Genomic DNA, 11,747 nt, shown 5'->3' on the forward strand with positions numbered 1-11,747 from the left:
CAAGGCCTTCTACGGGGCGGGCGTGAGACCCAGTTGTTTGACGTCGATCGTCAACGCCGTCGTATTCAGTGTTAGACCTGAGCTTGTCGTGTCGGCGGGGTAGATCGTGAACAGCACCTGCGCGGTCAGGTTGGTGTTGTTCAACGCCGATGTGACCGGGATGAGGTTCGGCGTCGGTGCCGTGCTGTCGTACAGAAGATTGTTGCTCTGATCCGTGACGTACGTGCGGAGATCGACACTGGCGGTCGCGAGACCACCGCTGAGCTTGGTCTTGTCGACTGTCACGTTCGCTTTCAGGCGTGGGCCGGTGGCAAGTACCTTCGAATCGCAGAAATACGTGTAGTTGAATCCAGGCTTGAGACGGTAGGTAGCGATGTTCGGGATGGCCACGAGTGGATTGGGGTTGGTCGGCGCGTTGACGTAGACCTGCGAATACCATCCCCCGCCGTTGGTGGTCACGCACGCACCCAGGTCGAGGGTTCCGGATTGCACAGCGGCGCTCGTCAGGGTCGTACTGTCCGTCCATTTCGCCAATGTGCCCGAGCCGCCGAGCAATACAGCTCCGGCCGCGGCGACTGCCAGGGCGGCTTTCGTCGTCTTTTTCATCACGGCACCAGGGCCTTGATCTCGTCCGGAAGTTCGCTCGGGGCAGGAGATTCGGCCCAGACTCCCGTTGACGTGTCGATGACGGTGACGCCGCCAGTGGTGATCACATACAACTGATCGGTTCCGGTGAGCCAATGCAGTACAGCGTCGCTGTCAACGGGACCTCGATATACCTCAGTGCCCGATGAATTCGACACGGATACAACGGGTCCACTGGCAGTCGAGAGCTTCTGGGCGCTGAGACCGGTCGTGGTCGCCGGGGCGTCGATGGGAACCTCGCTCGGGGTGGGCGTAGTTGTTGTGGGTGTCGTTGTCATGGTCGTTGTTGTTGTCGTTGTGGACGGAGTAGTTGTAGCCGGTGACGAGGTGGTTGTCGAAGGTGTAGTTGTGCTGGTGGTTGTCGTGGCCTGCGAGGTTGTTGATGCGCTCGGAGTAGTCGTGGGTGAAGGTGTGGTCGAACTGACCGCTGCGGTGGAGGTGGTGGTCGTCGCACTCGGAGCTTGTGCAACCAGCGCCGAACGAGCGGCCGGAGCTGAGGCTGCCGTGGTTCCGCTCGTGGGTCCGGATACACACGCCATGTCATTGAGGATGATGAGCAGTGTCGAACTGCTGATGCGGTACCCGGTGTATTCCGGTGTCACGTAAGTTCCAACGAGTCCGTGTAATTCGACGTCGTAGTTTGTGTTCGACAGGAGAATCCCGCCGCTTGGCAGATCGGACAACGTCAGGGTCGTCGAGAGGCCGGTCACGTCTCTGATCAGCGGAGGTTGGGTGGTGTTGGTTGCGTTTCGGACGATGATTCGAAATGTATCCGTGGCAACGCCAGGCCAAGCGAGCACGACGGAAGTTCCCTTGTCCGAGCAGGTCATTGACGCGGGAGGTTTCGGAAAGCTCGCAGCAGTGGTGAACGAAATGCTTCCCGCTGTCGCCATGCCCGTGAAGGCGGCCTGTGTTCCGCCGATGTTCGCAATGCCCGCCACGCTGAGACCGACCGTTGCCAATGCGATGATTGCCTTGAAGGCGTGGGAATCGCCGTGTGCGTCCTGACGATCCAGCCTGGGTTCCCCTTCATCCGGTCTTTTCCGTGGGCGAAATGCGATGTACAGCAGTCCTCCGACAGCAATCGCACCCAGCACAAGCCCACTCGGTCCGGACAGCCAGACGGCCACGTAGCCGAGGCGGTTGATGCTGAAGAAAACTCGATCCGCTTCGGTGATGACGTAAGGATCTGGGTCTGTGACGGGATTCGCGTCGCCGCGCAGCTGTGCAATTGCAAGATTGTTGCCTTGCTGCTCGACCGTCTCGACACGATGGGTGATTCGAACGCCTTGGTTGTCGTAGACACTGACGATGTCACCGACCTGAACTTCCGAAGCAGGCACGGTGCGCGCGAATGCCAGAGCACCGGTCTCGATCGTGGGAGACATCGATCCGCTCTTGAAGATAAGCGGAGTGATACCGAAAGCGAAGCCGGCAATGAACAATCCGATGGATGCCAGACCGGCGAGGGCACCGAGGGTGAGCAGAAGTTCGTGAATCCGACGTGGCGTCGAGGCTTTCGGTGACATCTTCGTGTGTCGTGACACGGCGCTCACACCTTTGCCGAGAAGTTCAGGACGATGCTCGACGAGCTGCTCGTCGGTGGGGTCGGACTCGTCGGAAGCGTCACCGAGACACAAAGATTGTCGGTTGCCCCGATAGCCAGAGAACGGTCGGGCGCACCGACCGCCTGATTTGTGGTGAGTGTCAGCGGTAAGGACAACACCACATTGCTGCCATCTGTGCATTTGTTGGCCACAGTTCCGTTCAACGACACAGTCATCCGCAAGTAGGTCGTCAGCGCGCCGCCGCTGGTGGAAGTAATCGTGTATTTCAGAGGAAGATTCACGCCTGCCCCCACGTTGTTGACTTTGACGATGGCGGAGTTCGAGTCGCCGGGAATCATCCCGGTTTTGCCGAGTTGGCTGAAGTTCAGTGTCGTGGTCAGCGTGGGTTGGATTGTGGTATTCAACTGCAGATTGATCGACCCGGTCGTGATGTTTCCCGAAGTCGCAGTCGCGGAAGACGTCCAGGCCGCGAGCGTGGTCACACCGCCGACGCCAAGCACCATCCCCAGTGCGAGCAGCGCGCGAAAACGCGTGCTGGTCAACAGGTGACGAATCCGGTGGGCCGGACGGTCAGGGCGCGAGGGCATCGTGCTGGCCTTTCTCGTTCTGGTCGGAGTTGGGGAGGTTGGAAGCTGAAGGGTCAGGAGCCAATCGGGCTCGAGCTCGCTCCTTCCGGCCGTCACGGATGCCGCTGATCATCATGTAGGCCGCGTACAGCAGTAGTGTCGTCACGACTATCACCACGATCACGGTGCGCTGCTCTCCGGTGAGCCAAGTGTTGACGTAGCCGAGATACGGAAGGCTGTACCAGACGTTTCCCCGGATCTGTACTGGCCGTACTTCTTTCTCGTCGCGTTCACCGTTCGCGTCGCCCTGGGTGATGAAAGTTCTTTCACCCTTCTGGTTTTCGCTCGTGGCAATGATCCGGTGTGTGACGACTGTCGGCTGACCGGATTCCAGCTGGTACGTAATAGGTGTACCGATCCCCAGTTCGGACGGATCGACAGGTTTGACGACGACCAGTGATCCAGGGTTGTACGTCGGGCGCATCGAACCGGTCAGAATCGTGAAGCGCTGCGCTCCCGCGAAGAAGGGGATGACAATGGTTGCGACGATGACTGCCGAAATCGCCAGCAGCAGTGTCCAACTGACGATAGAGGTGACCCACCACAGAGGGCCGGTACGTTCACCGCGTTTGGTCGAGTGTTTCGTCATGGCGCCCCTGCCTGGAACGTGAAGGTGGCGTTGGTCGTCTGACCGGAAACCGCACCAACACCCACCGTGAGCCGCAGACACAGGATGTAGGTGCCACCGGCTGCGAGCGGAGTCGGCATGTACGCGGGGGAAACCGGGTACTGCAGCGATGCATTCATCGATCCGGACGTCACTGGGGTCACTGCCGGAGCCGCGGTGTTGACGCCGGCCGGGCAGGCGCCTTCGTTGGCGACTCCGTACGTGGTCAACGTGAATCCCGGAAGTGCGCTCGTCGACTGCATTCGCCACTGCAGAGGATCAGACCCCGAATTCTTGACGGTGAGCGGAGCTTGCACCGTGTTTCCCGGGACCACAGGCGTCGTGGCCGTCGTCAAATTCGCCAGGGTGTACGCCGCACTGGTTCCGGCCGATGTACCAACGGTGAGGTTGACGCTTGCAGCGGTTGCGGTCCCACCACTCGCGCTCGCCGAATCGGACCACAGCGCGAGCGACTGCTGTGACGATGCGAACACCGCTACAGCAGCCACCGCGACTGCGATCGCTCCCCAGACCTTTTTCCTCATGAAATTACGGAGCCGGAGTCAGCGCTGTCTGAGTGACGACCAGCTTCATCGCCGCCAAGTTCAGCGACTGATTCTGCGCGACCTGGTTGGCCACCTCGGTGAAGTTCAGACGGACTCCGACGTGCACGATCGTGCCGTTCTGTACCTTGGTGATCTGTGAAATCGGGTTGCCACCAGCGTCCTTGATGGTCGTAACCGGCTGTACAGCGGCGGCAAGTTCGGCGCTGTTGGCACCCGGAACGATGCCGGCCGTATCAGCGGTCAGAACAGCCGCGAGACGATCGCCCACTGCGGTCACTGTGACGTCGCAGGTGTATTCGATGCTCTCGGTGGTGACGATGCGGTAAGCCGAGATGTTGGTGATCGCGGTCTTCGTCGGATTGAGGGAGTTCCAACCGCCGCCGACCGGTGCGCAGGCGCTCAGGTCGAGTGCACCGGAAGTGACGGGTCCGCCGCCACTGACGTCGGCCGAGTCGCTCCACACAGCGAGCGAGCCCGCACCGCCGAGGAGGAGGGCGCCGGCCGCCGCAGCAGCGATCGCGCCCTTGGTCTGTTTCTTCATGAAAATCTCATTTCATGTCTGGGACCCGAAATGGGTCGTTCAGACATGAGTATCAGCCACGGCAAACGATTCGTTACTACTTTTTCTCAAACTTCTTTTTGGACTGTGATCCACCTATTGTCGGGGTGTATTCGCCTCTGACCTGCGAATAACTATCAGTACGCAATCTTCCTTCGAAAGAAACCGCTTGTTTGTCCAGCTGGACAAAGTGGACGAGTCGGATCCTGGCAAATCTAGTGTTTTTTACCAGTTAATTACCGACTCGCGGTTTTGTTTTGCAATTGAATCAATTGTTTGCGGTGCTACGGAATGGATCGGTTGTCATTCCTACAAGATCGGCGACCGACTCGAGAACGACTGTGGGTCGGTACGGGAAGAGCTCCACCGACGCGCGGGTCGAGATCCCGGTCATCACCAGAATCGTCTGCAGTCCGGCTTCGAGGCCACAGACGATGTCGGTGTCCATCCGGTCGCCGATCATCAACGTGTTGGCCGAATGGGCGCCGATGGACCGCAGGGCAGAGCGCATCATCAAGGCGTTGGGCTTGCCGACGTAGTAGGGATCGCGTCCGGTTGCCTTGGTGATGAGAGCCGCGACCGAGCCGGTGGCCGGCAGCGAGCCGTCACGCGACGGCCCAGTGGCGTCGGGGTTGGTGGCGATGAACCGCGAACCACGCTCGACCAGTCGAATCGCGGTGGTGATCGCCTCGAACGAGTACGTGCGCGTCTCGCCGAGTACGACGTAGTCGGGGTCACTGTCCGTCAGGACGTAACCGATGTCGTGCAGGGCAGTGGTCAGGCCCGATTCGCCGACCACGTAGGCGCTGCCGCCTGGCCGCTGGTTGGCCAGGAACGTCGCGGTAGCGAGCGCTGACGTCCAGATCGACTTCTCCGGGATGTCGAGTCCCGAATTGAGCAAGCGTGCTCGCAGGTCACGCGGGGTTCGGATGGAGTTGTTGGTGAGCACCATGTACGGGATGTCGTTCGACGCCAGCTCTGCCAGGAACGTGTCCGCTCCAGGTATCAAGTGCTCCTCGTGGACGAGAACCCCGTCCATGTCCATGAGGTAGGTCCAACCGGTCTGATCTTCTGTACTGGTCATGACTCCAGTATGTGCGGGTGCCGCCCGATGTGGGCGATCAAGCGAGAAGGCGCCACAGCCCGATCAGGCCGACGACGACAATCGTGTAGCGCAATGCAGTGGGGGACAGGCGCCGTCCGTAGCGGGCGCCCAGGACGCCACCGCCGAGCGAGCCGACAGCGATCAAACCGGCTGCTGCCCAATTGATCTGATCGAACGCCAGAGTGATGTACATCCCCGCTGCAACGATGTTGACGAGCAGTGAGAGCAGGTTCTTCGCGCCGTTCATGCGTTGGAGGGTTTCAGGGAGGATGGCACCCATCACACCGATGAGAAGGATGCCCTGCGCGGCAGTGAAGTAGCCGCCGTAGATGCCGACCGCAAAGGTGCCGGCGGTCAGGAGCATCAGCCTCTTGGTGGACAGCGTCGTTTCTTCGGTGGAACGCTTCTTGGCCCAAGCCTGGATGCGTGGTTGGAGGAGGACGAGCGCGAGAGCGAGGACCAACAGCACCGGAACGATGGTTTCGAACAGTTTCTCGGGTAGATGCATGAGCAACCAGGAACCGAGTAGTGCCCCGGCGAGTGACGCCGGAATCTGCCACTTCAGTCGATCCCACTGTCCGGACAGCTCGCGTCGGTAGCCCCAGGTGCCGGAAACTCCGCCGGCGACGAGCCCGACCGCGTTGGACATGGTCGCGGTCACGGGCGGCATGCCGAAGGCGACCAGCGTCGGGAACGTGATCAGCGTTCCACTGCCGACCACGGCGTTGATCGCGCCCGCACCGATGCCGGCCAGCAATATGAAGAAAGCGTCGAGTCCACTCACTCCGCAGACGGTACGGCAGAGGAAAAGTCGGTCCAGACGGCGGTCCCGGTCTTCGTTCGAACACTCCATTGAACACGTCGAACGCGGCTTCTGGCACCGTTGAAATCAGTGCGATTCCAACCTGGTTGATCTTTCATTTCCCTTGCAGTGCAGGGAAATACAACATTTGACGACTAGACAATTCGGGTCTAGTCTTTGCTCACCATCCAGAGCGACCGAGAGACCTGGCTCGTCGACGTCGCAGCAACCCCCCGAGCGATCGGGAGCGGGTGCTACCGCCAGGACCGATGGAAGGCATCACATGGGTTCCACTTCGCACGCTCCGCACAGGCGCCGCCATATCGATCTGTGCCGCACCGCTTCGTGTCACTGTCGCTGACCGAACCGTCGTCTTCGCAACTCGAGCTCACCAACTCGAGACCACAGCTGCGTTCCCATTCCCCGAAAGGTCTATTCGTCATGTCCACTCCGTCAGGTAGCGCGCCGTGAGCGCGCCCACCGATGTCCGCCCCGAAAAGTCGGTGTCCGAGCCGCAACTTCCGGACTCGGAGCTTGTCGTTGCTCGCACCTGGCACCCGCTGCGCTGGGTGATCAGTGCGGTCGTGCTGGTACTGCTTGCTCAGTTCATCCACGGACTCGTCGTCAACCCCGGCTGGGACTGGCCGACCTTCGCGCAGTACTTCACCGCGAAATCAGTGCTCGCCGCGCTGTGGATGACGATCAAACTGACGCTGTGGGGGACGATCCTCGGATTCGGTCTCGGTGTTTTCCTGGCACTCGGTCGGTTGTCGAAAAACCCGGTCCTGCAGGTGATCGCGTGGACCTACATCTGGGCCTTCCGCTCGATTCCACTCATCGTGCAGCTGCTCTTCTGGTTCAACATCACATACCTGTACCAGACGCTTTCTCTCGGAATACCTTTCGGGCCCGAGTTCTTCACCTTCCAGGTCAGCGGTGTGATCGGCGGATTCACCGCGGCAGTCATCGGTTTGGCGCTGCACCAGGCTGCATACTCGGCCGAGATCATCCGCTCCGGAATCATCTCGGTGGATCACGGTCAGATCGAAGCTGCTCACTCGCTCGGTATTCCGCGCAGTCGCCAGTTCTTCAAGATCGTTCTCCCGCAGGCAATGCGAGCGATCCTCCCCAACGCCGCCAACGAGGTCATCGGACTCTTCAAGGGAACGTCGATCGTCTCCACCATGGCAATCGCCGAACTGTTCTACCAGGTGCAGGTCATCTTCGGCCGCAACGGACGAGTCGTGCCCCTGCTGATGGTCGCCACGATCTGGTACATCATCCTCACGACGTTGCTCTCGATCGGTCAGTACTACGTGGAGCGCCACTATGCACGAGGATCCGCCCGTGCGCTTCCGTTGACTCCGGTACAGAAGGCGCGCAAGAAGTTCGAAGAGATTCGTGATGCGCGTCTCGATATTCCGAGAGGTGCGACCCGATGACCGCAGAACTGACCGAAGAGACGGTGTATGCCGTCGAAGCGCGCGGAATTCACAAGTCGTTCGGCACGCTGGAAGTACTTGCAGGCGTTGATCTCCTGGTCCGCAAGGGTGAAGTGACCGTCATTCTCGGTCCGTCTGGTTCCGGTAAGTCCACCTTGCTGCGCACCCTCAATCACCTCGAGAAGGTCGACCGCGGGACCGTGCGGATCGACGGAGAACTGATCGGGTACCGGCGCAAGGGAAATCGGCTCCACGAACTGCGTGACCGCGAGATCCTGAAACAGCGTTCGCACATCGGATTCGTGTTCCAGAACTTCAATCTGTTTCCGCACCTGACCGCGCTGGAAAACGTGGTGGAAGCGCCGCTCTCGGCCCAGAAGCGTGATCGTGACGAGGTGTACCGCGAGGCCCGCGCACTGCTCGAGCGAGTGGGAGTGGGGGACAAGGCGGACGAGTATCCCCGCCAACTCTCCGGTGGCCAGCAACAGCGCGTCGCGATAGCGCGAGCGCTGGCACTGCGGCCGGCGGTCATTCTCTTCGACGAGCCGACGTCGGCGCTCGACCCGGAACTGGTCGGCGAGGTTCTCGAAGTCCTCGCTCAGCTGGCCCGTGACGGCGCCACCTTGGTGATCGTCACACACGAGGTCGGATTTGCTCGGGAAGTGGCGGACACTGCGGTCTTCATGGACGGCGGCGTCATCGTCGAACAGGGCCCACCTTCGCAGGTGATCGACAATCCGGTCCACGAACGGACCAAAGCTTTTCTCTCCCGCGTCCTCTGACGCGACCCAGACTCATTCCCGGAAGGAAAAATTGATGTTCTCCCCATCCCGTCGCGCGACTTTTCTGATCTCGGCTCTTGCCACAGTCGGACTGCTCAGCGCTGCATGCAGCAGTGCGGACGCCGAGTCCGACGGCGCCCAGGTCACCGCTGCTGCGGGTTACAACCTCACGGCCGATCAGAACCGCATTACCACCGACAAGGTGGATTCCATCGCCGCCGAGCTACCTCAGGACATCCGCGATCGTGGCACGCTGCGCGTCACCGGCAGTGCCGGTTCCGCTCCGCCGCTCCGCTTCTACGCCGACGACGACACCACTCTCATCGGTTCCGAGACCGACTTCGCCTACTTGATCGGTGACGTTCTCGGTTTGAAGGTCGACCTGCAGACCGCAGACTGGGCACAGAACTTCGTTCGCGTCGATTCCGGCGAGGCTGATGCATTCCTGTCCAATGTGACTGTGACGGAAGAGCGTAAGGAGAAGTACGACTTCGCCACCTACCGACTCGACACCCTCGCCTTCGAAGCCAAGAAGGGAGCCGGGATCTCCATCAAGGAGCCCAAGGACGTCGCGGGTAAGAAGATCGCCGTCTCCTCGGGCACCAATCAGGAAGCGCTGCTGGTCAAATGGAGTGAGCAGAACGTCGCGGCCGGCCTGGCGCCCACCGACATCTCCTACTACCAGAACACCACCGACTACTACCTGCCGCTGCAGTCCGGCCGGATCGACGCCTACTTCGGACCGAACCCGTCGTCGCAGTTCCATGCCAAGCAGTCGGGTGAAACCGAAGTTGTCGGTGAGTTCTCCGGTGCAGGCGACACGCTGCAGGGTCAGATCGCGGTTCTGGTGAAGAAGGACAATGGCCTGATCAAGGCAATCAACGACGCGATCAACCACACGATCGAGAACGGCACGTACCAGCAGATCCTCGAGCGCTGGAACATCACGAGTGAAGCTGTCGACACGTCCCTGATCAACCCGCCCGGCCTTCCGAAGACCAAGTGAGCTCTCGTCCATGAGTGAGATTTTCGATGCGATCGTCATCGGCGGAGGACTCGTCGGGTCCTCCGCCGCCTGGCGGCTCGCGGCGCGCGGACGTAGCGTCGTTCAGCTGGAACAGTTCGGGCCGGGGCACAAGCACGGTGCGTCGCACGGTACTTCGCGCATCTACCGTCAGGCGTACGACAATCACCTGTACACCGGGTTGGCGGCCGACGCGCTGCCGCTGTGGCGGGAGTTGGAGACCACGACGGACATCGGGTTCCTGGAACTCACCGGTGCCGTTGATCACGGCCTGCCGCAGGCAGTGCAGTCCAAGGCGAAGATACTTCTCGAGGCGGGCATCAAGGGCGAGATCCTCACCCCTGCCGAGGCGTCCGCCCGTTGGCCGGGGCTGCGATTCGACACCACGGTGCTCCATCACCCCGATGCAGGCCGGTTGCACGCGGACCGCGCCGTGACCGCTCTGAAGGCGGGAGCGGTGTTTGCCGGCGCCGAGGTCCGTCACGATGTTCGGGTGTTGGCACTCGCGCGGGCGTCCTACGGCGTGGACGTGGTGACGGACAGTGGAACGCTCGCAGCTCGTCAGGTAGTGATCGCGGCCGGTGCGTGGACTGCGGATCTGATCGCAGACAGCGGTCTCGGCTCCGAGATCGTATTGCCGACGCTGCGCACGACGCAGGAACAACCGGCCCACTTTGCACCGCTCGATCCCGGAGTCGAGTGGCCGAGTTTCGTCCACCACACCGGCGCAGAATTGGAGACCGCGGGGATCTACGGGCTCGGTTCCGAGGACGGGATCAAGATCGGCGAACACGCGACCGGGCCGGTGGTGACTCCGCAGACCCGTGACTACACCCCTGATGTCGACGGAGAGCAGCGATTGGTGGAGTACGCCGAGTCGTGGTTGCCCGGTGTCGATTCCACCCGTGTCGAGTCGCTCACCTGCCTGTACACGAGCACGCCGGACAGTAACTTCGTCATCGACCGAGTCGGCGCCGTCACGGTGGCGGCGGGGTTCTCGGGGCATGGGTTCAAGTTCGGTCCGGCCTTGGGTGAACTTGTGGCGGACCTCGTCGACGGAACCACCCTCGCTCCGGAAGTTTTCAGGCTGGGGGAGCGTTGACCAGATTCATGGAGGAAAGTGTTGTGGCACTGGAGCTCGGAACTCGACAGCTCGAGGGTGTCGGAGCGGTAGAGGTCTATTCGGTATCGCAGGACGATCCCTTGGCAGCTCCACTGATCGCGGAGTTGGCACTCGAATACAGTTCGCGTTACGGCGGGACTCGCGAAGCGATGCTCGAGGATCTCACGACGTATCCGGCAGAAGAATTTGCCTACCCGCAGGGTGCGCTTCTGGTGCTCACCCACGACGGTCTGCCGATCGCCGGTGGTGCGTTTCGTCAATTCGATTCCACCACTGCCGAACTGAAGAGAATCTGGACATCGGTCGACTATCGGAAGCGCGGCCTCGGCAAGGCCGTCGTTCGCGAGTTGGAACGAGAGATCGAACTTCGTGGATACAACCGGGTGTTTCTCACGACGGGTCCTCGGCAACCCGAGGCCGTCGCGCTGTATCTGTCCAGTGGATACACACCGCTTTACGACGCGTCACTCTCGCCCGAAGAGGTGGGCATCCACCCGTTCGAGAAACAACTTCGGGTCCTCGAAAATGTGACTCGAGCAGCAATTCCTACCGACCGGGTTGACAACACCCGGGTTTAACCTCGTACACTTGCGAACGACCATCCAGAGCGACCGAGAGACCTGGCTCATTGAAGTCGCAGCAACCCCCCGAGTGATCGGGTGCGGGTGCTACCGCCAGGACCGATGGAGGAACACGAAATGAAGGCAGTCGAAGGCGGTTTCGATACCGCCTGGTCGCGTCGTCACGTAGACCTGTGCCGCACCGCGGGATCTTTCTGTACCAACTGACCTCGGTCAGTCATTCACACTCAGGCGAGTCGTCGACAAGTCTGTTTTCTCTTCTCTCACAAGTGATTCGTGCTCGATCGCCTTTCTCGTCTCAGGCGACGGGTGCGCTC

General features: G+C 61.0%; 14 protein-coding genes and 2 riboswitches. Of the genes, 6 read left to right on the forward strand and 8 right to left on the reverse strand.

Annotation, left to right across the window (positions count from 1 at the left end; all coding sequences use genetic code 11):
* Positions 1–9 precede the first annotated feature (9 nt).
* From AC2ETI_RS16530 to AC2ETI_RS16565, 8 genes are all read right to left on the reverse strand, one after another.
* Positions 10–606: an alternate-type signal peptide domain-containing protein gene (locus AC2ETI_RS16530; protein ID WP_387404463.1), complete on the reverse strand. Its 597-nt coding sequence runs from the start codon at positions 604–606 to the stop codon at positions 10–12.
* On the reverse strand, positions 606–2,192 hold the full coding sequence (locus AC2ETI_RS16535; RefSeq protein WP_483634136.1) for a signal peptidase I: 1,587 nt from the start codon (positions 2,190–2,192) through the stop codon (positions 606–608). The genes AC2ETI_RS16530 and AC2ETI_RS16535 overlap by 1 nt, the downstream gene beginning before the upstream one ends.
* Positions 2,193–2,197: 5 nt before the next feature.
* Positions 2,198–2,800, reverse strand: coding sequence for a SipW-dependent-type signal peptide-containing protein (locus tag AC2ETI_RS16540; RefSeq protein ID WP_355333917.1), 603 nt, complete (start codon positions 2,798–2,800; stop codon positions 2,198–2,200).
* On the reverse strand, positions 2,784–3,428 hold the full coding sequence (locus AC2ETI_RS16545; RefSeq protein ID WP_355333914.1) for a signal peptidase I: 645 nt from the start codon (positions 3,426–3,428) through the stop codon (positions 2,784–2,786). Before AC2ETI_RS16545 ends, AC2ETI_RS16540 begins: the two co-directional genes overlap by 17 nt.
* Positions 3,425–3,991 carry a hypothetical protein gene (locus AC2ETI_RS16550; RefSeq protein WP_355333911.1) on the reverse strand — a complete coding sequence of 189 codons (567 nt, stop codon included), beginning with the start codon at positions 3,989–3,991 and terminating at the stop codon, positions 3,425–3,427. Before AC2ETI_RS16550 ends, AC2ETI_RS16545 begins: the two co-directional genes overlap by 4 nt.
* Before the next feature lie 4 nt (positions 3,992–3,995).
* Complete coding sequence (locus AC2ETI_RS16555; protein ID WP_020906667.1) at positions 3,996–4,553, reverse strand: alternate-type signal peptide domain-containing protein; 558 nt, start codon at positions 4,551–4,553, stop codon at positions 3,996–3,998.
* Positions 4,554–4,839: 286 nt separating this feature from the next.
* Positions 4,840–5,655: an HAD-IIA family hydrolase gene (locus AC2ETI_RS16560; protein ID WP_029254768.1), complete on the reverse strand. Its 816-nt coding sequence runs from the start codon at positions 5,653–5,655 to the stop codon at positions 4,840–4,842.
* A gap of 37 nt (positions 5,656–5,692) precedes the next feature.
* Positions 5,693–6,460 carry a sulfite exporter TauE/SafE family protein gene (locus AC2ETI_RS16565; RefSeq protein WP_003944404.1) on the reverse strand — a complete coding sequence of 256 codons (768 nt, stop codon included), beginning with the start codon at positions 6,458–6,460 and terminating at the stop codon, positions 5,693–5,695.
* Positions 6,461–6,659: 199 nt separating this feature from the next.
* Positions 6,660–6,754: riboswitch (SAM riboswitch) on the forward strand.
* A 191-nt stretch (positions 6,755–6,945) separates the two neighbouring features.
* On the opposite strand from AC2ETI_RS16565, the gene AC2ETI_RS16570 reads away from it, so the two are divergent.
* The 6 genes from AC2ETI_RS16570 (at position 6,946) to AC2ETI_RS16595 (ending at position 11,637) form a co-directional block, all read left to right on the forward strand.
* Positions 6,946–7,920: an amino acid ABC transporter permease gene (locus AC2ETI_RS16570; RefSeq protein ID WP_020906669.1), complete on the forward strand. Its 975-nt coding sequence runs from the start codon at positions 6,946–6,948 to the stop codon at positions 7,918–7,920.
* Positions 7,917–8,702, forward strand: a complete 786-nt coding sequence (locus AC2ETI_RS16575; RefSeq protein WP_046378154.1) for an amino acid ABC transporter ATP-binding protein — start codon at positions 7,917–7,919, stop codon at positions 8,700–8,702. Before AC2ETI_RS16570 ends, AC2ETI_RS16575 begins: the two co-directional genes overlap by 4 nt.
* 34 nt (positions 8,703–8,736) lie before the next feature.
* On the forward strand, positions 8,737–9,708 hold the full coding sequence (locus tag AC2ETI_RS16580; RefSeq protein WP_020968834.1) for an ABC transporter substrate-binding protein: 972 nt from the start codon (positions 8,737–8,739) through the stop codon (positions 9,706–9,708).
* Between the two features lie 10 nt (positions 9,709–9,718).
* Positions 9,719–10,828, forward strand: coding sequence for an FAD-dependent oxidoreductase (locus tag AC2ETI_RS16585; RefSeq protein ID WP_097387703.1), 1,110 nt, complete (start codon positions 9,719–9,721; stop codon positions 10,826–10,828).
* 8 nt (positions 10,829–10,836) lie between these two features.
* Complete coding sequence (locus tag AC2ETI_RS16590; RefSeq protein ID WP_019749497.1) at positions 10,837–11,427, forward strand: GNAT family N-acetyltransferase; 591 nt, start codon at positions 10,837–10,839, stop codon at positions 11,425–11,427.
* A 17-nt stretch (positions 11,428–11,444) separates the two neighbouring features.
* Positions 11,445–11,539, forward strand: a riboswitch (SAM riboswitch).
* A gap of 8 nt (positions 11,540–11,547) precedes the next feature.
* Positions 11,548–11,637 (forward strand): putative leader peptide, encoded by a 90-nt coding sequence (locus tag AC2ETI_RS16595; protein ID WP_310504006.1) that lies wholly within the window; start codon positions 11,548–11,550, stop codon positions 11,635–11,637.
* Positions 11,638–11,747: the final 110 nt, after the last annotated feature.

This window comes from Rhodococcus sp. MurmanLake-1, assembly GCF_056945715.1.